We start from the raw sequence: 22,219 nt of genomic DNA, 5'->3' as shown, positions 1-22,219 counted from the left end.
CGCGATAGATAACTACACTAAAAGTGAGTATTCCCTTGTTAGCCATTACCTCGGACACACTAACCGATAGCGGATTCAGCGAAAACTTCGCCGACCAATACCTGAGTTTTCTCAAACAACTCTCAGAAATCGGGCATCAGGGCGATGACCAGCATCTGAACAACGAGCAGCTGTTCTACGCAACATGCAGTAGCCGCTTTGTACGCGAACAGTTGTTGCGCCATCCCGATCTGTTGACAACAGCACTGGATCAGCCCGGCAGCCAGCGCGAATACCTTGAGCTAACGCGCGCGCTTGTCGCCTCGGAAATAGATTCCGATCAGCTAAACTTGGCGCTGCGGCGGCTGCGCAATCGCGCTATGGTTGGCATCATCTGGCGTGACTTTAACCGCCTTGTTGAAATGGAACACACCACACAAGAACTCACCTGGCTGGCCGAGAGCTGTGTACAAGTCTCGCTCGACTTTCACCATCAACGTTTGGCAAAAATCTACGGCAACCCGGTGAATGGTTCGGGTAAAGCTCAGCCAATGCTTGTCCTTGGCATGGGCAAACTTGGCGCCGGCGAGCTGAACCTCTCATCCGATATCGATCTTATATTCGCCTATCCCGAGAGCGGCGACACCGACGGGAAAAAATCTATTTCCAACCAGGAGTTTTTTACGCTCTTAGGAAAACAACTTATTCAATCGTTGAATACCACCACCGCCGAAGGATTTGTGTTTCGGGTCGATATGCGTTTGCGTCCTTTTGGCGAGAGCGGTTCACTGGTGTGCAACTTCGGGTCGCTCGAAGACTACTATCAAACCCAAGGGCGCGAATGGGAGCGCTACGCCATGATTAAGGCGCGCGTGATTGCCGCAACCTCCGCAAGCACCGCCACAAACCCGCAACACATCACTCAACTAAACCGTCTCTTGGCGAGCTTCACCTACCGCCGCTATGTCGATTACTCGGTCATCGAGGCACTGCGAAACCTTAAGAAGCTTATCAATCAAGAAGTTGCGCGCCGCAAACTAAACGACGACGTTAAGCTCGGCAGTGGCGGTATTCGAGAAGTCGAGTTTATCGTGCAGGCATTTCAGCTGATTCGCGGTGGCCGCGATTTGCAGTTACAAGACAATCGCCTTCTGGTGGTGTTGCCGCTATTAGAAGAACTCAACTGCCTGCCAGACGGCATGGCTGAGCAACTGGCAAACGCCTACCGCTTTTTACGCAATACCGAACACGCCATTCAGGGCTTTGAAGACAAGCAAACCCAAAAGCTCCCCAGCGATCCCGATCAGCAGCTGTGTATCGCCAAAGTCATGGGCTTCGACGACTGGACAACCTTTGCGGCGGAGCTCAAGCAACAGCGTAATCTTGTGCAGCTAGAGTTCGCCGAAATCATTGCCGAACCGGACAAAAAACAAACCCATATTTCGGTTGAATTAGAAAGCTGGCAACAGCTCTGGCACGGTGACGACGACTCAGCGCCACTAGTAGAACAGCTGAGCACTAACAATTACGAAGATCCGCAGGGCACGCTCCAATTGCTCGACGAGCTGCGCGCCAGCACTCCCGTCGCCACCATGCAGCCAACTGGACGGCAGCGTCTCGATGAGCTTATGCCGCAACTGCTCAGCGAATTGAGCCGCGAGCCTAAACCCTCGCAAACCCTCGGCAGGATCGCGCCACTAATTAAGTCCGTGGCGCGCCGCAGTGCCTACCTGCTCTTGTTAATTGAAAACCCGTCGGCATTAACACAACTGGTTCGCCTCGCCTCCGCCAGCCCTTGGATCAGCGAACAGCTAGTGCAGTATCCCGCCCTGCTCGACGAACTACTCGACCCGCGTTCGCTGTATTCCGCGCCGGAAAAAAGTGAGCTTATGGACGAATTACGGCGCCTTACACTGCGTATTCCCAGCGAGGACCTAGAGCAACAAATGGAAGCCTTGCGCTATTTTCGCTCCGCCCACGCACTGCGTGTTGCGGCCTGTGAGATAAGTGGCGTAACGCCTCTAATGAAAGTGAGCGATTACTTAACATGGCTAGCCGAAGCCATCTTGGACTACCTACTGAACCTTAGCTGGGCCGAAATGACCGCAAAATTTGGCTATCCGGACGGCGATGTGCGCGACGTTCCAAAATTTATCATTATCGGCTACGGCAAGCTCGGCGGCATCGAACTCGGCCACGGCTCCGACCTCGACCTTGTGTTTCTCCATGACTGCAGCAACAACGGCACTACCGACGGTGATGAGCGCGGCCTGCGCGAGATCGACAATCAGACTTTTTTTATGCGTATGGGCCAACGCATTATCCACCTACTCAATACCCGCATGGCGTCGGGGCAGCTCTACGAAGTGGATATGCGTTTACGCCCATCGGGCAATTCTGGAATGCTGGTTACCACCCTACCCGCGTTCGAGAAGTACCAACTCAATGACGCTTGGACCTGGGAGCATCAAGCCCTTGTTCGAGCACGCTACGTTGCCGGTGACGGCGAACTGGGGGAACGCTTTAACCGCGTCCGTCGCGACATTTTGGAGCAGCACCGCGACCCAGAAAAACTGCGCGCCGATGTAGTCGAGATGCGCGAGAAAATGCGCCAGCACCTCGGTAGCGATAAAAACAACGATGGCAGCAACGCCTTCAACCTAAAGCAGGATCGCGGCGGTATCGTCGACATAGAATTTATGGTTCAATACACAGTTCTTGCTTGGGCCCACCAACACTCGGCCTTAACCACCTATACGGACAACATTCGTATACTGGAATGCCTAGCGCAATCCGGTTTGCTGTCAACTCAAGAGGTTGACACACTAACCAACGCCTACAAAGCCTTCCGCTCCTTTGGTCATCGCTTGACCCTGCAACAGCTTTCGAGCCTTGTCGAGTCCAACGCTGTGGACGACGACTTAAGCAGCGCACGCGATAACGTTAGCCGCCTCTGGGCACAACTAATGCAGGCGTAGAGCGATTACCAGGTAACACCAAGCAACATAAATTAACTTAATATTACAGCCCGACTTATTTCTGGAGTACACAATGTCTTTCGCCGATCGCGATGGAGTTATCTGGTTTGATGGAGAATTAGTCCCTTGGCGCGATGCCAAGATTCACGTTCTAACACACACCTTGCATTACGGTATGGGAGTGTTTGAAGGTGTACGCGCCTACGATGCAGGCGTTCACGGAACCAGTATATTCCGCCTGAAAGAACACACCGACCGCCTGTTTCGCTCGGCTCACATCATGAATATGCCGATGTCGTTCAGCAAAGAGCAGCTCAACGAAGCGCAAAAACAAGTGGTGCGAGAAAACAACCTTAAAGAAGCCTACCTCCGCCCGATGGTCTTTTACGGATCAGAAGGTATGGGTTTGCGTGCCGACAACTTAAAAACACACGTCATTGTCGCCGCATGGAACTGGCCATCTTACATGTCGCCAGAGGCGAAAGAGGTCGGCATTAAAGTTCGGGTTTCCAGCTACACACGTCACCACGTGAATATTTCCATGTGTAAAGCTAAAGCCAATGGTCACTACATCAACTCGATGCTGGCCCTGCGCGAAGCACTAGACTGCGGCTGTGAAGAAGCTTTGCTTCTCGATAACGAAGGTTATGTTGCCGAGGGCAGCGGCGAAAACGTGTTTGTGGTTCGCGACGGCATTATCTACACCCCCGAGCTAACCAGCTGTCTAGACGGTATTACCCGTAACACAATTTTTCAACTTGCGGCTGATTGCGGTTATCCGATTGTCGAAAAGCGTATCACCCGCGATGAAGTTTACGTTGCAGACGAAGCCTTCTTTACCGGTACCGCTGCAGAAGTATTACCGATTCGCGAACTAGATGGTCGTACCATCGGCGCCGGTCGCCGCGGTCCAATCACCGAGCGCTTACAAAGCCTGTACTTCGAATCCGTACGCGGTGGTTTGGCTGATCACACCGATTGGCTAGCGCCAATTAAGTAAACCAAACCAACATCAGCGCTGTACACCGCTCGCACCAATGCCATCTTTCGGCGTTAGTGCGAGCGACTTATTTTTGAGCCTTGTATGAGTAATACTAACGAGCCGACAGCTGAACAAACCGAAGATCAGCCACAACCAAGCTCACCGCCGCAACCTGGGCAACCATCGACTTCAAGCGCACAGCTCTACCAACGCTTGCTCCAGTACGCCTATGTTTATAAAGGCTACTTCTTTCTCAGTGTTATCGGCTTTCTACTCTTTGCGGGTATGGAAGCGCTGCTCGCCATGACCGTAGAATTTTTTATCGACGGCCTCGAAAATCGGCCCTCGCGCGGCATGCTGTTAATTCCCAGCTCAGTAACCTCTGCCATCTGGTTTGTGCCTGTGGCGATCGTTGCATTAAGTGTCGTCCGCGGTATCGGCGGGTTTCTCGGCAATTTTTTTATGGGTCGGCTCGGCTTGGGGGTGGTTAACGATTTACGTAAACAACTTTTCAATCACATGGTGGTATTGCCGCAAATTTTTTTCGACCAACATAATTCCGGCGAGCTGGTTTCGCTTTTGGTTTACAACATCGAACAGGTTACCGCGTCGGTTACCAACGCGATTAAAATACTATTCCGCGATGGCCTTTCAGTAATCGCTTTTCTCGCGCTGCTTCTCTATTACAACTGGAAGCTAACCCTTATATTTTTAATTGTGACGCCAATTCTGGCGGGGCTTATTGTTTTAGCCAGCCGTTACTTTCGCCGCGTTAGCCGTAAAATACAGCTCGCCGTAGGCAAGGTTACCCATATAGCTACCGAAAGCATTCAGGGTATCAAGCTAGTTAAAAGCTACAACGGTGAAGACTACGAGCGTACCCGCTTCCAACAAGCCGCAAACGAAAATTTAAAGTACGGCACCAAGTTCGAACGCGTTAGCGCCCTGCAAACACCCATCCTACATATTGTTATTGCCTGCGCGCTCGCCACCATATTTTTATTGGTGTTAGTTTTTTGGGAGGGCAATGGCGCACAAGCCGTAGTCTACGTTACCGTTGCCGGCTTAATAGCGAAACCGTTTCGTTCTTTAAGTTCGGTTAACAGTATTATTCAGCGTGGAGTAGCCGCATCGGAAACCATTTTCGGCACCCTCGACCTAAAACCGCAACCCGACACCGGCGAGAAAACACTCAACGTTACCCGCGGCGAAATAGAATTTCGCAATCTTCATTTTGCCTACAACAATCAGCAAGGCGAAGACCAAGTTGCGCTGAGAAAATTTAGCTTCACCATTGCGGCGGGCGAAACCGTCGCACTGGTCGGCAGTTCTGGCAGCGGCAAATCGACCTTGGTCAACCTGCTGCTACGTTTTTACGAAAGTCAAAGCGGCAGTATCTTGATCGACGGCGAAGACATTCGCACTGCCACCCTGAAAAGCCTGCGCGATAATATTGCCTTGGTAAACCAACAAACGATTTTGTTCAACGATACCGTTATCGCCAACATCGCCTATGGCAGCAATCACGAATTGGATCTCATCAGAGTAAAACAGGCTGCCGAGAACGCCTCCGCCAGCGGCTTTATCGAAAGCTTAGACGAAGGTTTTAACACCACCGTAGGCGAAGATGGTTCGCGTCTTTCTGGCGGCCAGCGGCAGCGTCTCGCGATTGCACGCGCGCTCTACAAAGACGCACCTATTTTAGTGCTGGACGAAGCTACCTCAGCGCTCGATAACGAATCTGAGAAGCAAATACAAACTGCGCTCGAACAGCTCAAAAAAGGCCGTACCACACTGGTTATCGCTCACCGCCTGTCCACCATCGAAAAGGCCGACAAAATTATTGTGCTCGACAAGGGTGAACTAGTCGAAGTGGGCAGCCACAGTGAACTACTCGCGAAAGATGGGCACTACGCGCGCCTACACAAAACGCTCTAGAGAATTCGGGCCGTAAATTCTCGCCACAATTAACAAGGTTGTACCCTACTGTGAATATTTATTTCGATACCATGCATCTCTACTATCTCGCGCAGTATTTGCCCGTTGCCCGCGAACTGGAAGCGCGCGGGCACAGCTGTACCTTTGTGGTGTATCGCAGTAATGAAGCAGAACTACAAAAGGTTTTAGAGCAGGTAATCGCCGAAGAAAAACTCACTTGCCTTTGGGTCGAATCAGCAGCCGCAGCACGCGAGTGCTACTTAGACAATCGTCCAACTTGGCTGATTACCGGCAACCGCATGGACAATCTCGATGCGATTCACGCCTATAGCAAAACCGCATTAATGCAACACGGTATTGGCCCCAAGGCGTGCTACTACGATGTATCGGCATCGCAAACCAGCTTGCGTTTTGTCGAAGGCCCACACCGATTACAACGTTTGCAAGAGCAGTTTCCAGGCGCAACTTTTATCGACAGCGGCTACGCCAAACTCGACCCTCTGGTACGCGGTGAGTTACACGGATTCGATTTAGCCGAACTCGGACTTGACCCACGCAAACCAACACTACTCTATGCGCCGACCTTTTACCCCTCCAGTATTGAGTGTTTACCCGCAGACTTTCCAGCGCAAATCGCCGGTTGCAACCTGCTCGTAAAGCCACATTTCTTTACCTATATTAAATCCGCCTATCGCAAGCAGCGTAAACGTTTGCAGCAGTGGGACACATACAGCAACGTTTATGTGGCCAAGCTTTCACAACACTCGCTGCTCCAGTTTATGGCCAACGCCGACATTCTAATTAGCGATGCGTCCTCAGCGCTATTTGAATTTATTGCCTTAGACAAGCCCGCCATCTGGTGTGACTTTTACAAACTTCGCTGGTCCTACCGCGGGATTTTTAAATTCCGCTTCAACAAACGCCTGGATTCAGACCTGAAGTACTTCGGCGAAGTGGCGACTCGCGTTAGCGCTCCAACTGACTTGCTTGCCGCCATTAAATTAAATTTGGAAAAGCCAAATCATATGCGACCGCAACGTCTTGCCTACACCGAAAAAATGGTCGGAACCGTCGATGGCAACTGCAGTATTAGAATTGCCGACCAATTGGAAGCAAACTGCAATATGAATAGCCGTGATAATTCTGCTACAGATACAGCGACAAAAAAGAGTACTCTCGGATGAGCCAAACCGCCGCTAGCAATCGCCCTGCGAAACGTGTCGTCACCTTTGGTACCTACGACGTATTCCACGTTGGTCACGTACTCCTGCTGGAGCGTGCCGCCGCGCTTGGCAATCATTTAATCGTCGGCGTTTCTACCGATGCACTCAATTTCTCCAAGAAGCAACGCTATCCGGTGTATTCCGAGCGGGACAGAATGAAGATCATTAGCTCGCTGCAATTTGTAAATGAGGTGTTTGCCGAGCATTCGCTAGAATTAAAGCGCGAATACCTGCAACAACACCGCGCCGATATTTTAGTAATGGGTGACGACTGGGCGGGCAAGTTTGACGAGTTTAAGGATATTTGCGAAGTTGTTTATTTAGCTCGCACGCCGTCCATCTCCACCACTGAAATTATCGAAGTGGTGAAATCGCGCCCATGAGTGAAGCACTTGCCTCCATTTGTATCCTGCGGTTATCGGCCATTGGTGATGTTTGTCACGCTGTTGCATTAGTCGAGCGTATTCAACGGCACTGGCCCGAAACCAAAATCACCTGGGTGATCGGTAAAGTCGAGCATCTGCTGGTGAGCGATATGGCCGGCATTGAATTTATTGTTTTCGACAAAAAACAAGGCCTACGCGCCTACAAAAAATTACGGCAGGATATCGGCACACAACAATTCGATGCGCTTCTATTGATGCAAGTGGCATTTCGCGCAAACCTAGCGGCAGCCTGTATCAATGCCAAGCAAAAAATTGGTTTTGACTGGCAACGCAGTAAAGAATTGCACTGGCTGTTTACCAATAAACGCGTTGCCCCTCGCGCGCAAGCCCATGTACTCGACGGCTTTATGGATTTTGCCGACGCACTCGGCGTACCGCCAGTAGCGCAACCCGCATGGCATATTCCCATTCCCAGCGAAGCGGAACTCTGGGCCAAACAACAAGCCGAAGCACTGGGCGATTTTGTCGTTATTAGCCCTGCCGCCAGCAAAGCGGAACGCAACTGGACAGCCGCCGGCTACGCTTGGGCTGCCGACTACCTGAGCAGCAAGGGCAAACAAGTTGTGCTCTGTGGCGGCCCCGGCTCGCTCGATCGCGAAATTGGTAACGCAATTACCGCACTCACCGGTAATATTCGTGCAAACTTTATTGGCAAGACGAATTTAAAACAATTATTGGCACTGCTGCAGCAAGCACAGCTGGTCATAGCACCAGACACTGGCCCGGCCCATATGGCAACCACAGTCGGCACTAAAGTTATCGGCCTTTATGCGCACAGCAATCCGCGCCGCACAGGCCCCTACAATGACTTAGATAACGTGGTATCTGTATACGATCAAGTCATCGCACAACAGCAGGCTAAAACTTGGCAACAGCTACCCTGGGGAGTTCGCGCAAAAGGCTGCGATCTCATGGAACTGATTAGTCATGACGACGTCAAAACCGCGCTCGACAACTGGTTGGGATAAACCCGTGCTCTTCTCGATTCGCCAACAAAAACATCGATTGCGCCCCTGGCTATTAGTGGCGACGGCACTGCTATTGTTATCGTCGATAGCTCTGGCCGGCCACAATCACCACAGCGATCACGACAAGCAGGCGCAATATCACTGTACACTCTGCCATCACAGCAATCACCACACCGCTCTACCTGTTAGCCTGCTAAGCCCCGTTTTACTTCCCGCACCTGCAATTATTAGCCGTGTTTATAAGCCAGCGGCACCTCGCAAAGCTAATTGCAGTCACACCTCTATACGCGCACCACCCGCTCACCTTCACACAGTTTAACCGTCAATTCTTGCTGCGCTTTTCTTTCGAAAACTTAGTGCGGCAAATTACTTACGTTTGCACTCACGTTTTTCTCGTTATTTAGCGTAGCAATTAGCTGCCATATATAGCGCGATTGAGCTTTGAGTGTTCTGCTATGTGGAGAATTTTATGAATATCTTTAATGCGCGCTCATGGGCAGCGCTAATCGCTTATTGTGGCTTATCACTCTCGGCCAACGCCAAAAACATTATTGAAGAAGTGGTGGTAACCGCATCGCCTTTGGGTAAATCCGTTGATCAAGTTATTCGCCCCGCCAATTTATTAAGCGGCGAACAGCTACGCGATGTCGCCAGCGCGACACTAGGTGAAACCCTCGCCAACCAGCTTGGCATACATTCAGCGAGCTTTGGCCCAAACGTTGGCCTACCGGTAATACGCGGGCAAAGTGGCAATCGGGTAAAGCTGATGCAAGACAGCATCGGCACTATGGATGCGTCCGCCGCCAGCCCCGATCACGCGGCTACCGTAGAACCATTACTCGCGAAAAAAATTGAAGTATTGCGCGGCCCCGCGAGCTTGCGCTACGGCAGCGGCGCCATCGGCGGCGTGGTAAATGTAATCGACAACCGCATTCCCGACAGGCCAAGGGAATCACCTAGCTTCGGTTTAGATCTAAGCGGTTCAAGTCAAAACGTACAACGCAAACTTGTTTTCACTGGCGACACGAGTCTTGACGATATTTCCTTTCATATTGACGGTTTAACGCGGTCGAGCGGTAACACGAAAATTCCCGGCTATGCGTTGACCGATGTGAACCAAGCGAAAAGCGAAGGTTTTACGAAAGGCGAAATCGACAACAGCGATGCAACCTCAACCGCAGGCTCCATCGGTGGTTCATATTTTTTCGACTCCGGCTACCTCGGTGTAAGCATTAATCGGATTTTGAACAACTACGGCGTGCCGCCGGACTCAGACGAACGCGTTCGTATCGATATGGCGCAAACGCGCTACGACCTAAAAGGCGAGTGGCAACCCGATAGCACACTTATTAATAAAGTTGATTTGCGAGTCGGTAAGGTTAACTACGATCACGTGGAGCTGGAAGACGGCTCCCCCGGCACGGCCTTTAGTAACCGCGGAACCGAGGCACGTATAGAGGTTTTGCACCAACCTTTCGGCAAAATGCGCGGCGCTCTGGGAGTTCAAATTAGTAAAAATCATTTTGCTGCAATTGGTGACGAAGCCTTTATTCCCGCTTCCGATACCAAACAGGCCGGTATTTTTATTATGGAAGAGGTAGAACTTAGTAGCCTTGCTGTCGAATGGGGAATACGCGTCGACTCACAAACGATTACAAGTGCCGACGACAATATCGAGCACAACATCCTCAATCTTTCAATATTGGCAACCTGGCCTTTAAGCGACGCATTACAATTCGACTTAGGCATTGCCCGAGCACAGAGGGCACCCAGCGCAGAGGAGTTACTAGCAGCTGGGCCACACCCGGCAACCGGCAGCTATTTAATCGGCGACTCTAATCTTGATGCGGAAACTAGCAACAATATTGAACTGGGGCTGGTTTGGTCTAGTAAGTTTTTTACCGCTACCGCCAACCTGTTCAGCAATAGTATTGAAGATTATATTTTTGCGGATAATCGTAACAGCCAACGCGACGAACTCGACCTGTACCACTACACCCAAGCCGATGCAAAGTTTCAAGGCGTAGAAGGAGAGCTAAACTTCACCTTAGGTAAGACGGTCGATATTCGAATATTTGTGGATTCGGTACGCGCAAGCCTAAAGAAGGGTGGCGACCTACCTAGAATTGCGCCACTGCGCTACGGCAGTCAGTTGGAATACCGGGCGGCGACTTGGCGCGGCACGGTAACGGCCAGCCGATCCGAATCGCAAACTCACCCAGGAACTTACGAAACAGCAACCGCAGGCTTTAATCGTGTCGACATGAAGTTTGACTACCCGCTGCGCGGCGAGCAAGTGTTGCTGTACGCAAAAGTGCGCAATTTATTGGATGCCGATATTCGATCGGCCTCATCCTATTTGCGTACCGTGGCCCCCGAAGCGGGACGGGGGTTTGAATTGGGGGCACGCTTACTCTTTTAAATCTTTGAGGCGTTTTTAGGCTTTTAAGACGTTTCGTAAATCATGCGTAAATTAGCGTCTACCGCACCACGGTTAGCGTCTAAAACAATACCGCCGCGCTTGCCGGCGGTTTTTCTCTGCCAGTCGCTGGTTAACCATTTTTGTAACCAACGCGCCATATCGTGTGAAGAGTTAACAATTTGCAAGGCGCCGCACTCGTATAACAAGCGACAAATTTCCGGATTGTTATATTGGCTTGGGCCCATCAATACGGGCACCTTATGCATACAGGGTTCCAGCGGGTTGTGACCACCGCGCTCGGCTATAGAGCCGCCAACAAATGCGATATCCGCAAAAGCATAGTAATTTTTTAAATGCCCCATGGTATCGATAAACAACAGCTGGGTGTCAGCTCGAACATTTCCCGTCGACGCCTTAACCACCTTCAAGCCCGACATCTGGCACAACTCGAACACATCATCAAACCGTTGCGGATGGCGCGGCGCAATGATTAGCAATGCATTAGGAAATTGGGTAAGCGCAATTTTGAAAGCATCTAAAATCACCCGTTCTTCTGGCTCATGGGTACTACCAGCAAGAATAAGCGGGCGATTACTAGCATTAAATTTTTTGCGCAGCTCCTCAATCACACTGCGATCTTGTTCAGTAAGGGTAATGTCGAATTTAATATTGCGGGTTAACTGAACCTGTGGCGGCGCCAAGCCTAGTGCTAAAAAGTTTTTGTAGTCTCGCTGAGCTTGCGCACCAATTGCCCGCGTCTTTTTTAACGCGGGCAAAAACAAACGCCGGTAGCGCTGACATTGCACAAAAGATTTCTCGGTCATGCGGCCATTGACTATATACAAGGGGATTTTTCGTCGCCAACACTGATGAAATAAATTTGGCCAAAATTCCACTTCGGTAACAACAACCCGCTGTGGGTTAATAATTTTCACTAGACGCGACATGCAGAAAGGTAGGTCGAAGGGTAAATAGACGTGCTGTACTCGCGTGTTAAAAAGTTGTTTAACGCGTGCCGCACCGGTGGGCGTCATGGTGGTAATCGTTACTGAAAGTTGGGGGTCTTCTGCTAACAAACGATTAATCAGCCCCGAAGCCGCGACCACTTCCCCTACGGATGCACAGTGGAACAACCAACCTGAATTGGCTGGCGCTTTGAGTTTTAGCCCCAAGCGCTGCCAACACTCACCATCGGCACCGCAACGCGATGCACTTTTTCGACGCCACAACAACAACGCAAAAACCGGCAATAAAACTAAAAACAATAGACTGTAGAGTACTCGTACCAACTCATCAGTTAGGCTGGGCTGGTAGTTCAAAGAAGAATCGCTCGTAGCGGGTGCACCTTGCACTTTGGGTAAGTCCATATTCGGTTGGTTCTCTTTAACCTAAAATCTTCAATCTATAGCTCATGTGGGGAAGCACCATTAAAAGTCAATGGCGTTTGTTTGCAGAAGCTATATTGTTTCGCTGAATACTTTATTTTTAGCCGCGGCTCAGAGAAGATAGCCCCCCCCTGCGACAACAATCCGCTATTGTAACCTTTTGGCCAAGATAACCACCATGACAAAATTTTTGCAGCAACGAGTAGGCCACAGAACTTTTTGGCACGACCCCGCCCGAGTGCAGCAAGTTTCGCAGGATTACTTCAGCGCACAACACTGGTCGCAACAGAATGCGCTCAGCGGCAGTGCTGCAGGGCGTGGCACAACGCACTTTATCCAATATGAAACACAAGAATGGGTACTGCGGCGCTACCAACGCGGCGGATTAATCGGCAGGCTACTCAACGATGAATACCTGTTTCTCGGTCTGAACAATACCCGAGGCTGGCGTGAACTGGCACTACTCGAAGCGCTGCAAACCCTGAACTTACCCGCGCCCCGCCCAGTTGCGGCAATGGTCGAGCGCTGCGGGCTTTATTATCGCGCATCGCTATTAACCGAAAAAATAGCCGCCAGTCGCGACGGTTTTGAGTTGCTACAACACTCACCTTGGAGCGAGCAACAATGGCGTGACGTGGGTCGCTGTATTCGACGCTTCCACGACCATGCGGTGTACCACCACGACCTGAACATTCATAACATCATGCTCGATGGCGACAACAAGGTTTGGCTAATCGACTTCGACAAATGCGGCTTTCGCCCGGGCGAGTTTTGGAAACCAAAAAACCTCGCCCGCTTGAAGCGCTCACTACAAAAAGAGCAAAAGCGCTGCGAGCAATTTTACTGGCAGGAAAGTGATTGGGATGCTCTGCAGCAAGGCTATAACGCTTGTTAACGCAGCCAAATCACGCCTTTACAGCTTCGTCATTCACTTACGCCTAAGGCTTAGATTCAAGCTCCCGCTCTAGACGCTGCGCTACTGCTTGTGGTGAACCCGCAAAGCGAGCAAACAAATCGTACATTACCGGGATTAGAAACAGGCTAAACAAGGTTGCCACGGTCACCCCAAAAAACAGGGTTATGCCTAATACCGCCCGAGTTTCCGCTCCAGCGCCAAATGAGAAGATCAGCGGCAGCGAGCCAATCACAGTAGTTAAACTGGTCATTACAATTGGTCGCAAGCGCACTCGGCTGGCTTCCAATATAGCCTCGCGCACAGTTTTTTGCTGATCGCGTAGTTGATTGGCAAACTCAACAATTAAGATGCCGTTTTTGGTCGCCAAGCCAATAAGCATAATCAAACCGATTTGGCTGTAGAGGTTAAAGGTTCCACCGGTCAGCCATAAACCCAGCAAACCACCAGCCATCGCCAACGGCACAGTAAACATAATAATAAACGGGCTGATGTAGCTTTCGAACTGCGCCGCCAACACCAAAAACATCACTAAAATACCTAAACCGAAGGCAAATAATACCGAGTCGCCGGAGAACTTAAAGTCTTGCGACTGGCCTTTGTAATCAATTAAAACATGCTCTGGCAGCTCTCGCTCAACAAGGTTTTCCAAGTATTCCAAGGCGTCGCCCAACGCGTAACCATCGGCCAAATTTGCCTCCAAGGTTATGGCGCGGGTGCGGTTGTAGCGGTTTAAACTGTTCGATACCGCAAACTCACTTAGCGTCACTAAATTCGCCAAGGGGATAAGCTCGCCACTGCGTTCGGACCGCACATAGATACTGGAGATATCGGTTGGCGAGTTTTGCAGCGAGCGCTCACCTTCGACAAGAACATCGTATTCTTCGCCCTCGTCAATAAAAGTAGTGACGCGCTTAGTGCCCAAAATAGACTCTAGGGTACGGCCAATATTTTGTACGCTTACACCGAGTTCGGCGGCGCGGTTGTAGTCGATATTCACCTGAATTTGCGGGTTGGTGTCTTTGTAATCAGTATCGACCGCAACCAACTTAGGGTTCTCTTCGGCGATCTTACTCAACAGCACCTCCTGCCATTCGGCCAACTCTTCGTAAGTACCGCCGCCAATCACAAACTGTACGGGCTTCGCTACCCGCGAGCCGATGCCTTGGCGCATTACTGCAAACGCACGCACGCCGGGTAAGTCTGACAGGCGCTGTTGTACGTCGTCCATAATGTCCCAGGCCGAACGCCGCTCCGACCAGTCGCTCAGCACCATGATGACCATGCCGTGGTTAAAGCTACTAATTAATCCCCATGCCCGAGGCGCGCGCACTAGCACACGCTCGGCTTCACCACTTTCCGCAAACGGCAGCAGACGCTGTTCAATCTCGTCCATGTAGTCTTTCATATATGAAAAACTCGCACCCTCGGGGCCGTTAATCATTACGAAGAAAGCACCGCGATCTTCTTTTGGCGCAAATTCCGAGGGAATGCGACTCGCCATAAAAATGCTGGCGACTAACAGCAACACGAACACCAGTACCACCCATAGCGGATGTTTGATACAGGCTTCGACCCAGCGGTTGTAGCGAAACTGAAACTTGGCAAATAGGCTATCGACCCATTGCACCGCGCCGCTACTTTTGCTCGCTGGGCGTAAAACCTTCGATGCCAGCATGGCCGAGAGGGTTAACGCCACTAGGCTAGAAAAAACCACAGCCGCCGACATGGTTAAGGCAAATTCGCCGAACAAACGCCCCAAATCACCTTCCAACACCGCGATCGGCGCAAACACCGCAACTAGTACCAAGGTTGTTGCAACCACCGCAAAGCCAACCTGTCTCGTACCTCGATAAGCGGCAACCAGTGCGGTTTCGCCGTACTCCTCCATACGCCGGTGAATGTTTTCCAACACCACAATTGCGTCATCGACCACCAGGCCGATGGCCAACACCATCGCCAACAAAGTCAGTAGGTTGACGGTAAACCCCCACAAGGCGAGCAGAATAAAGGTCGCAATCAAGGACACCGGCACCGTCACTGCTGGCACCAACATGGCCCGCGCGCTGCCTAAAAATAAATAGATAACCAAGATCACCAGAAAGATGGCTATCGCTAGGGTTTTATACACCTCGTTGATAGCCTCTTCGATAAACACCGAGGTATCGTAGCTTTGGCGAATTTGCATGCCCTCAGGAAGGCCGGGATTAATCCGCGCGGCGGCTTCTTTTGCACCGCGTGCTACATCAATAGTGTTGGCGGTAGACTGCTTGGTAATACCAATGCCCACCATCGCCTCGCCGTTACCGCGAAAGAAGGTACGGGTTTCTTCGGTGCCTTTTTCCACGCGGGCGACATCGCCGAGCCGAACCAGATAGCCGTCATCCCCCTGCGCCAATACCAACTGAGAAAAGTCCTCGGCATTGGCAAAACTGCGTTCAACTCGCACCCGAAATAGACGATCAACCGACTCTAGCGCACCGGCAGGTAGCTCGACGTTTTCGGCTCGTAACGACGCTTCAACTTCGCGCACCGTTAGGTTGTGTGCCGCCAATTGCACGCGGTCGATCCAGACTCGCATAGCAAAGCGCTGACCGCCGCCAACACGCACACGGGCAACGCCGTCGACTGTGGAAAAGCGATCGACTAAATAGCGTTCCGCATAATCCGTTAGCTCTGGCACGGTTAAGCGGTCGCTGGAAAGGTTCAGCCACATAATCACGTCTTCGTTGGAATCCACCTTCTGCACATCTGGCGTGTCGGCCTCCTGGGGAAGATCATCCAACACCCGCGCGACGCGATCGCGAATATCGTTCGCCGCCGATTCCATATCGCGGCCAATATCGAACTCAACGTTGATGTCGGAACGACCGTCTTTACTCGATGATTCGACAAACCGCACCCCCTCCACACCAGAGATACGATCTTCAATCACTTGGGTTATACGCGTTTCAACAACGCTGGCGGCGGCGCCGGGGTAGTTAGTGCTAATCGACACCACTGGCGGGTCGATGTCTGGGTATTCGCGCAGCGGCAAACGCTCGAACGCGAGCACACCAAAGGCGATTAATAGCAGCGAGATCACTGATGCGAACACAGGTCGCTTGATACTGATATCCGACAAAATCATAACGGGTCCCGTGATTTAGTTGATGTGGCTGTTATTTTGACTGTTTTCAGAACCAGAACCGCCACTGACAACCTCGCCCGATAATAATTTTGGAATGCTTTGGGAAGGCGTTAACACCGACTTAACTTCTACGGCAGCATCGGGGCGCAAGCGCATAGTGCCATGCACAACAACCTGTTCGCCAAGTTCTAAACCCGACACCACTTCGACAATACCGGGCTTACGCAAACCCAGTTCGAGCACGCGTTTGCGCGCCACAGCAGGGCTAACGCTGCTGTCGATAACATACACATAAGATTCGCGACCAACCTGAATAATACTTTGCTCTGGCACTGTTAATGCCGAGCGCGAACTGTCGCTTAGACGTACCGTCATTAGCAGGCCTGGCTTTAGCTTTCGATCGGGGTTAGGGATAATCGCTCTGGCAATAACAGCGCGTGTAACAGGGTCTATGCGGCTACCAATACTGACCAGCTCGCCAACAAAATCTTCATCACCATAGGCTTTACCACGAGCTCGAATTTCCATCCCCGTCTTTAACTTGGCCATGTGGACGGCGGGAATGGCCATATCCAACTTCATCACGCGATCATCATCAAGCGTGGTAATCGCGTCGCCGGGCCTTACCAAAGCGCCAACACTGATATTGCGCAACCCCACCACGCCGGAAAACGGCGCAATAATCAGTCGATCCTGTAACCGCGATTGCACTGCTCGCAACTCGGCCGACGCACTTTCTTGAGCGGCTAAGCGCTGGTCAATTAAGGATTGAGTGGTGAGCTTTTCCTGCTCCAACTTCTTTAGACGCTGATACTGGCGCTGCGCCTCGTCTAGCGCCGACTGAGCTTGCTGCAGAAGTGCATGCTCTTCTGCGCTAGTCATTTCGACCAGTACGGTTCCCTTGGTTACCCGCTCGCCATCGTCAAAATGAATGGCGGTTATGGTCTCCGTAACGCTTGCCGATAACACCGTGGCTTCGTTTGCGCGCAGCGTTCCCAACGCTTCCAGAGTTTCGCTAAGCGGTTGGCGAACCACCTCTTGCACAAACACCGGTGTTAACTTTTGCTGTGCAAAAACACTGACGCTAGCCAAGCTGGCGAGAACGAGAAATAGTGCTGGAGCCGTTTTGATCATAACTATGCCATCTGTATTAAATTTGAAGTGGAATACTAAGTTAACCGTTTTCGAGCTAACATTTTCCGATCGTCCTTAAACGCCGTTATGAGGTAGGCGAAAATTTAAAGACAACGACCAAGGTTAACAACCTGGCTAGGCGCCGAAGTTTGATGCATGAAATTTGATGCCGCTGGCTAGATAGTGCGCAGCGCGAGCCCTGAAAGGTGGGCGAACCAATACTACTCCATTACGAGTGAAAGAATCGAGAATAGTTCCTATTCCCAAACCAGCGCAAAAGTCGGTGGATAAGCCGCCGCCCCACTAAACTAGCAAGGTGTTTGGATAGGCTTTCAAAAACAGTCAATTCACGGATGAATTGACTGAGCTACAGGGATGTATTCATGCGCTTTTTGAAAGCCTATCCAAACACCTTGCGGCATCGAAGCGGCATCGAAGCGGCATCGAAGCGGCATCGAAGCGACATAACGTTTAATGCTACTCACTATTATCGCCACCCTGTATTACAGCTATTCCCTTAATCAGCCCCATTACAGTTACAGCCACCGAGCTGCACAGCGTATAATCGCGCGGCCAGATCAGCTCAACCAAAAAACTAGGACTCTTTGTGGACTCAAACGCGAATGAAAGCGGCAAAACACCCAGCCAGAATTACCTTAATCGCTTTGGCGGCATTGGTAGGCTATACGGCACACCCGCGCTATTGGCTTTATCACAGGCACATTTTGTTGTAGTTGGGCTTGGCGGAGTTGGCACCTGGGCAGCAGAAGCTCTCGCGCGCAGTGGTATTGGCGAACTGACACTGATTGAGCTGGACGATATCTGTGTGACCAATACCAATCGCCAGCTGCACGCCCTTAACTCTACCGTTGGTCAGCCCAAAAACGACGTACTCTCCAATCGCCTGCGCGATATAAATCCAGAGATTACCCTGCATACCATCACCGACTTTCTCACCCGCGACAATATTGCCGAACTCATCTCGACTAAACATCATGTCGTTATCGATGCCATAGATTCCGCCAATGTCAAAGCCGCACTTATCGCCCATTGCAGCCGACATAAAATGCGCTTGGTGTGTTGCGGCTCATCTGGCGGCAAGCGAGACCCACAACAAATTCGCGTTGGCGATTTAGGTGCAACACCCGGCGACCCGCTACTCGCCAAAGTGCGCAATCTGCTCTATCGGCATTTCAACTTCGCTAAAAGTAAAAGCCGCAAGTTTCGGGTAGACGCAATCTACTCCCCCGAACAAATGGTTTACCCACAACCAGACGGCACGGTATGTAATAACAAACAAAGCCTCCAGGATGGCGTGAAGCTAGATTGTGCTGGCGGCTTTGGCTCCGCCACAATGATCACCGGCAGCTTTGGCTTTAGCGCTGCATCTCAAGCGATTGATCGCTACTTGTCTGACGCGCGTTAGCTCGTCTTTTTTTACAGCCCAAATACATCACTAGCATTTGCACTCGTCTGTGCAGCGATCGTTTCAACCGACTGCCCCCTTAAGTCTGCCAGTACCTGTGCGACTTCCGGTAAATACTCAGGGCTATTGCGCTGCCCCTGACGCCCAGCCAAGGGCATATCTGGCGCATCGGTTTCTAATAACAGTGCCTCGAGTGGCATTTTGGTTACTGCCGCACGGGTTTTCGCGGCACGCGGGTAGGTGATAGTGCCGCCCACTCCGATACGAATACCTAAATCCCAAAACGCACAAGCCTGTTCATAGCTGCCACTAAAACCATGCACTACCCCGCCTTTAGCAACAGGGCTGCCTTTTATTTCTTGCAACAACAACGTATGTGTTTTGCGGCTGTGTAAAATTACAGGTAAACACTTTTCCGACGCCACCTCTAACTGTAATCGCAATACCGCGACCTGCAACGACATGGGTGTTGCTATAGCGGCATCCAATCCACATTCGCCAATTGCCACGACTTTGTTTTGCCCAACAAAATCAACCAAGTTTTGCTGTAATTGCTCAAGCGCACTATTCGATTCCAGCACCACCCGCTCGACCCACCAAGGGTGGATACCTGCGGCCATATGCAAACCTTCATACCTCTCGATAAGCTTGGCCAAAGTAAACCACTGTGCGGGCTCAACACCCGGCACTACAATTTTATTAACGCCACGTTCGCGGCAGCTTGAAAGAACCTGTTCTCGGTCCTGATCAAATTCTTCGAAATCAAAATGACAGTGGGAATCGATAAAGTTTGGCTTGGCCTGCGATGCTGCATCGGTAGCGTTCATAGTTTAGCTGGGTTCATCGTCTAGTTTTCGGCAAAATACGCTGACTGCGATTGTAAACCCTCCAGCGTTACCACACACCTTTTTCCAACCTAATCGACACTCGCTCAAATTTCTAACGGCAGACACATAACGAGCAAAGTATTCACGGTTAACCTAATAACTTCTGACAGAAGTTTAAACTTAATATAAAAAACTGAGCCCAAACTTAAAGGGCCCAGTTTGGGGAAACTACTGGCCAACAATCACCGTATCAATCACGTGAATCACACCGTTACTGGTATAAATATTCGTAGTCGTTACCTCCGCACCTCCTACAGTTAACACGCCATCAACAATCGCGACTTCGATCATCTCACCACCGGCGGTTTCCACCATAGTTCCACTTAAGCTATAAGCGCTAACAGCATCTACTGCTGCGCCACTCACCACATGCTGTAACAACACAGCCGTTAACGCATCGTTATCGGCAACCAAATCCGCTAAAGCCTGATCGTCAATTTTTTCGAAGGCTGCATCGGTTGGTGCAAACACCGTAAAGGTCGCGGTTTCGTCGGCAAGCACAGTATCCAAACCAGCGGATTGCAACGCCGAAACCAAGGTTGTAAAACTACCTGCGTTAACAGCGGTCTCCACAATGTTATCCGTCGGTTCGCCCATATCAGCGGGTGGTATCAATACCGAATCGAGCACATGAATAATGCCATTGTCGGTCATGATATCGGTCATGGTTACCGTAGAAAGATTTACCAACAGATCGGAACCACTTAGCGACAAACCGACAAAGTCACCATTAGCCATTTCGATAGTAGTGCCCGCAGCCGAAACCGCGGTAGCAGCATCAATTTCGGCGCCGCTCACAACGTGATACAACAAAATATCCGAGAGTGTATCGGTATCCGCTAACAAGGCATTAATCGTCTCTTGCCCCAAAGCGGCGAAAGCTGCATCGGTTGGTGCAAACACAGTAAAGGAGCCGTTCGGGTCATCCAAAACTGCGTCTAATTGGGTTGCCTGTAACGCGGTAACCAGTGTTGTAAAGTTACCATTCGCAACGGCCACATCTACGACTGTCGATACCGTTACTTCAGCCTCGGGGGTAGGTGTGGGTAAAATACTATCATCATCGTCACCACCACAGGCGGTAAGTAATACTGAAAGTAAAACAGGAATCCATACTATTTTTAGCGTTTTCATGTGAGTATCCTCTGGGTTTGTTAAATGCCCAGTTTGTACGCTAGCCCCATAAAATAAAGATTCGAATAATTTTAAATCGACCGACTTTTTTAGAACCCAATCGCAAAACAGACGGCAACTACACAATTATCAGCGGAAAAGTGATCTTTACCAAAGACGCGCCCCGTAAAACACACTTAAGTTTTTCAAACAGGCGTATTATTTGATGCCAACGTTCTATTCGCAGACCCAACTAAATAGCGAGGGCCACAGAGCTTGTAAATCGCTACTCGTCACAAAACATTAACAATCCTGTTAATAAAGCGTCATTTAAACTCGGCAGACTGGCATGCAAAACCAATAGAGGTTGTGCCAATGTCTGTATCGCCGCATATAAATGCTCGCACCATTTGGATATCCGACGTTCACCTGGGCTTTAAAGATTGCAAAGTAGAGTATCTATTCCAATTTTTAAGTAGCATTCGCTGCGATACGCTCTACTTAGTTGGCGATATAGTAGACCTATGGTCACTCAAAAAACGCATTTTTTGGCCGCGTGAGCACTACCATATTTTGTTAAAACTCTATGAGCTTGCCGACAAAGGCACTCGCGTAGTTTACATACCTGGCAACCACGACGATCCGATGCGTCACTTCTCAGGGCAAAAGTTTGGCCCTATCGAAATAGAACACCAAGAAGTTTACAAAACGGTAACTGGCAAGCGTTTGTGGATATTCCACGGCGACGCCATGGATGCTTACATGACCTACGATTGGATGACAAAAATAACAGGCGAAGTGGCTTACACCTTCCTACTATTTTTAAATCGCTGGGCAAATCGTGTGCGGAAATGGATAGGGAAACCCTACTTTTCCCTATCGAAACAAATAAAAGAAAACGTCTCTGGTGCGCGCCAAGCCATAGACCGCTACAAACAACAATGCATAGAAGAAGCAAAAAAGCGCGGCTTCGACGGCGTAGTTTGCGGGCACATTCACTACCCAGACCTAGATCAAACCGACGGTTTTATTTACGCTAACACCGGTGACTGGATAGAAAGCTGTACCGCACTAACCGAAGACTTTTCCGGCGAACTGCGACTACTGCATTTTACCGGCGACGTAGAATGGCTAGATAACGAAACCAACCAGCGCTCGTTAAAAGCCGCATAGTGACCAAGTGACAACACTATAAAATATATCGCCTAACCGTTAAAACAGGTGTGTCCAATCGGGCACCCCTGTTAGCCAAAGCAGCGTCAGCTCTGACCAACTATTTTCAACCACCCCTCAAC

17 protein-coding genes are annotated in these 22,219 nt (G+C 50.6%); 12 read left to right on the top strand and 5 right to left on the bottom strand.

Annotation, left to right across the window (positions count from 1 at the left end):
* Positions 1 to 35 precede the first annotated feature (35 nt).
* From glnE to IDZ20_RS07150, 8 genes are all read left to right on the top strand, one after another.
* Positions 36 to 2,957, top strand: coding sequence for a bifunctional [glutamate--ammonia ligase]-adenylyl-L-tyrosine phosphorylase/[glutamate--ammonia-ligase] adenylyltransferase (gene glnE / locus IDZ20_RS07185; RefSeq protein WP_245792183.1), 2,922 nt, complete (start codon positions 36 to 38; stop codon positions 2,955 to 2,957).
* Between the two features lie 73 nt (positions 2,958 to 3,030).
* Positions 3,031 to 3,957: a branched-chain amino acid transaminase gene (locus IDZ20_RS07180; protein WP_188150744.1), complete on the top strand. Its 927-nt coding sequence runs from the start codon at positions 3,031 to 3,033 to the stop codon at positions 3,955 to 3,957.
* An 84-nt stretch (positions 3,958 to 4,041) separates the two neighbouring features.
* On the top strand, positions 4,042 to 5,877 hold the full coding sequence (gene msbA, locus IDZ20_RS07175; protein ID WP_188150743.1) for a lipid A export permease/ATP-binding protein MsbA: 1,836 nt from the start codon (positions 4,042 to 4,044) through the stop codon (positions 5,875 to 5,877).
* A gap of 50 nt (positions 5,878 to 5,927) precedes the next feature.
* Positions 5,928 to 7,061 (top strand): CDP-glycerol glycerophosphotransferase family protein, encoded by a 1,134-nt coding sequence (locus tag IDZ20_RS07170; RefSeq protein WP_223144927.1) that lies wholly within the window; start codon positions 5,928 to 5,930, stop codon positions 7,059 to 7,061.
* Complete coding sequence (locus tag IDZ20_RS07165) at positions 7,058 to 7,483, top strand: FAD synthase family protein (protein ID WP_188150742.1); 426 nt, start codon at positions 7,058 to 7,060, stop codon at positions 7,481 to 7,483. Before IDZ20_RS07170 ends, IDZ20_RS07165 begins: the two co-directional genes overlap by 4 nt.
* Positions 7,480 to 8,514: a glycosyltransferase family 9 protein gene (locus IDZ20_RS07160; protein ID WP_188150741.1), complete on the top strand. Its 1,035-nt coding sequence runs from the start codon at positions 7,480 to 7,482 to the stop codon at positions 8,512 to 8,514. Before IDZ20_RS07165 ends, IDZ20_RS07160 begins: the two co-directional genes overlap by 4 nt.
* Entirely contained in the window at positions 8,474 to 8,833 is a 360-nt protein-coding gene (locus tag IDZ20_RS07155) for a hypothetical protein (RefSeq protein WP_188150740.1), read from the top strand. Before IDZ20_RS07160 ends, IDZ20_RS07155 begins: the two co-directional genes overlap by 41 nt.
* A gap of 150 nt (positions 8,834 to 8,983) precedes the next feature.
* Positions 8,984 to 10,936, top strand: a complete 1,953-nt coding sequence (locus tag IDZ20_RS07150; protein WP_188150739.1) for a TonB-dependent receptor — start codon at positions 8,984 to 8,986, stop codon at positions 10,934 to 10,936.
* A gap of 23 nt (positions 10,937 to 10,959) precedes the next feature.
* Here IDZ20_RS07150 and IDZ20_RS07145 read toward each other — a convergent pair whose 3' ends face one another.
* Positions 10,960 to 12,303 carry a 3-deoxy-D-manno-octulosonic acid transferase gene (locus IDZ20_RS07145; protein WP_188150738.1) on the bottom strand — a complete coding sequence of 448 codons (1,344 nt, stop codon included), beginning with the start codon at positions 12,301 to 12,303 and terminating at the stop codon, positions 10,960 to 10,962.
* A 196-nt stretch (positions 12,304 to 12,499) separates the two neighbouring features.
* Here IDZ20_RS07145 and IDZ20_RS07140 point away from each other — a divergent pair, with 196 nt between their 5' ends.
* On the top strand, positions 12,500 to 13,216 hold the full coding sequence (locus IDZ20_RS07140; RefSeq protein WP_188150737.1) for a 3-deoxy-D-manno-octulosonic acid kinase: 717 nt from the start codon (positions 12,500 to 12,502) through the stop codon (positions 13,214 to 13,216).
* 43 nt (positions 13,217 to 13,259) lie between these two features.
* On the opposite strand, the gene IDZ20_RS07135 is transcribed toward IDZ20_RS07140, so the two are convergent.
* Together IDZ20_RS07135 and IDZ20_RS07130 are read right to left on the bottom strand one after the other, a co-directional pair.
* Positions 13,260 to 16,364 carry an efflux RND transporter permease subunit gene (locus IDZ20_RS07135; RefSeq protein WP_188150736.1) on the bottom strand — a complete coding sequence of 1,035 codons (3,105 nt, stop codon included), beginning with the start codon at positions 16,362 to 16,364 and terminating at the stop codon, positions 13,260 to 13,262.
* A 15-nt stretch (positions 16,365 to 16,379) separates the two neighbouring features.
* Complete coding sequence (locus tag IDZ20_RS07130) at positions 16,380 to 17,498, bottom strand: efflux RND transporter periplasmic adaptor subunit (RefSeq protein WP_188150735.1); 1,119 nt, start codon at positions 17,496 to 17,498, stop codon at positions 16,380 to 16,382.
* Between the two features lie 383 nt (positions 17,499 to 17,881).
* On the opposite strand from IDZ20_RS07130, the gene IDZ20_RS07125 reads away from it, so the two are divergent.
* Both IDZ20_RS07125 and tcdA read left to right on the top strand, forming a co-directional pair.
* Positions 17,882 to 18,019 (top strand): hypothetical protein, encoded by a 138-nt coding sequence (locus tag IDZ20_RS07125; RefSeq protein WP_188150734.1) that lies wholly within the window; start codon positions 17,882 to 17,884, stop codon positions 18,017 to 18,019.
* 86 nt (positions 18,020 to 18,105) lie between these two features.
* Positions 18,106 to 18,924: a tRNA cyclic N6-threonylcarbamoyladenosine(37) synthase TcdA gene (gene tcdA / locus IDZ20_RS07120; RefSeq protein WP_188150733.1), complete on the top strand. Its 819-nt coding sequence runs from the start codon at positions 18,106 to 18,108 to the stop codon at positions 18,922 to 18,924.
* A gap of 11 nt (positions 18,925 to 18,935) precedes the next feature.
* On the opposite strand, the gene IDZ20_RS07115 is transcribed toward tcdA, so the two are convergent.
* A complete protein-coding gene (locus IDZ20_RS07115; protein WP_188150732.1) occupies positions 18,936 to 19,751 on the bottom strand; it encodes a TatD family hydrolase in 816 nt (271 codons plus the stop codon).
* Between the two features lie 228 nt (positions 19,752 to 19,979).
* Positions 19,980 to 20,945: a fasciclin domain-containing protein gene (locus IDZ20_RS07110; RefSeq protein ID WP_188150731.1), complete on the bottom strand. Its 966-nt coding sequence runs from the start codon at positions 20,943 to 20,945 to the stop codon at positions 19,980 to 19,982.
* Positions 20,946 to 21,299: 354 nt separating this feature from the next.
* On the opposite strand from IDZ20_RS07110, the gene IDZ20_RS07105 reads away from it, so the two are divergent.
* Positions 21,300 to 22,097, top strand: a complete 798-nt coding sequence (locus IDZ20_RS07105) for a UDP-2,3-diacylglucosamine diphosphatase (protein ID WP_188150730.1) — start codon at positions 21,300 to 21,302, stop codon at positions 22,095 to 22,097.
* Positions 22,098 to 22,219: the final 122 nt, after the last annotated feature.

The sequence above is a fragment of the Teredinibacter waterburyi genome, from assembly GCF_001922985.1.
Taxonomy (GTDB): domain Bacteria; phylum Pseudomonadota; class Gammaproteobacteria; order Pseudomonadales; family Cellvibrionaceae; genus Teredinibacter; species Teredinibacter waterburyi.
The sequence above is the reverse complement of the archived record's forward strand: the minus strand, read 5'-3'. Positions and strand labels throughout refer to the sequence as shown.

Coding starts and splice junctions, on each gene's coding strand:
- IDZ20_RS07125 (WP_188150734.1), top strand. CDS start 17,882: ATGCGCTTTTTGAAAGCCTATCCAAACACCTTGCGGCATCGAAGCGGC.
- IDZ20_RS07145 (WP_188150738.1), bottom strand. CDS start 12,303: ATGGACTTACCCAAAGTGCAAGGTGCACCCGCTACGAGCGATTCTTCT.
- IDZ20_RS07135 (WP_188150736.1), bottom strand. CDS start 16,364: ATGATTTTGTCGGATATCAGTATCAAGCGACCTGTGTTCGCATCAGTG.
- IDZ20_RS07180 (WP_188150744.1), top strand. CDS start 3,031: ATGTCTTTCGCCGATCGCGATGGAGTTATCTGGTTTGATGGAGAATTA.
- IDZ20_RS07140 (WP_188150737.1), top strand. CDS start 12,500: ATGACAAAATTTTTGCAGCAACGAGTAGGCCACAGAACTTTTTGGCAC.
- IDZ20_RS07160 (WP_188150741.1), top strand. CDS start 7,480: ATGAGTGAAGCACTTGCCTCCATTTGTATCCTGCGGTTATCGGCCATT.
- IDZ20_RS07105 (WP_188150730.1), top strand. CDS start 21,300: ATGTCTGTATCGCCGCATATAAATGCTCGCACCATTTGGATATCCGAC.
- msbA (WP_188150743.1), top strand. CDS start 4,042: ATGAGTAATACTAACGAGCCGACAGCTGAACAAACCGAAGATCAGCCA.
- IDZ20_RS07150 (WP_188150739.1), top strand. CDS start 8,984: ATGAATATCTTTAATGCGCGCTCATGGGCAGCGCTAATCGCTTATTGT.
- IDZ20_RS07115 (WP_188150732.1), bottom strand. CDS start 19,751: ATGAACGCTACCGATGCAGCATCGCAGGCCAAGCCAAACTTTATCGAT.
- IDZ20_RS07110 (WP_188150731.1), bottom strand. CDS start 20,945: ATGAAAACGCTAAAAATAGTATGGATTCCTGTTTTACTTTCAGTATTA.
- IDZ20_RS07130 (WP_188150735.1), bottom strand. CDS start 17,498: ATGATCAAAACGGCTCCAGCACTATTTCTCGTTCTCGCCAGCTTGGCT.
- IDZ20_RS07165 (WP_188150742.1), top strand. CDS start 7,058: ATGAGCCAAACCGCCGCTAGCAATCGCCCTGCGAAACGTGTCGTCACC.
- IDZ20_RS07155 (WP_188150740.1), top strand. CDS start 8,474: ATGACGACGTCAAAACCGCGCTCGACAACTGGTTGGGATAAACCCGTG.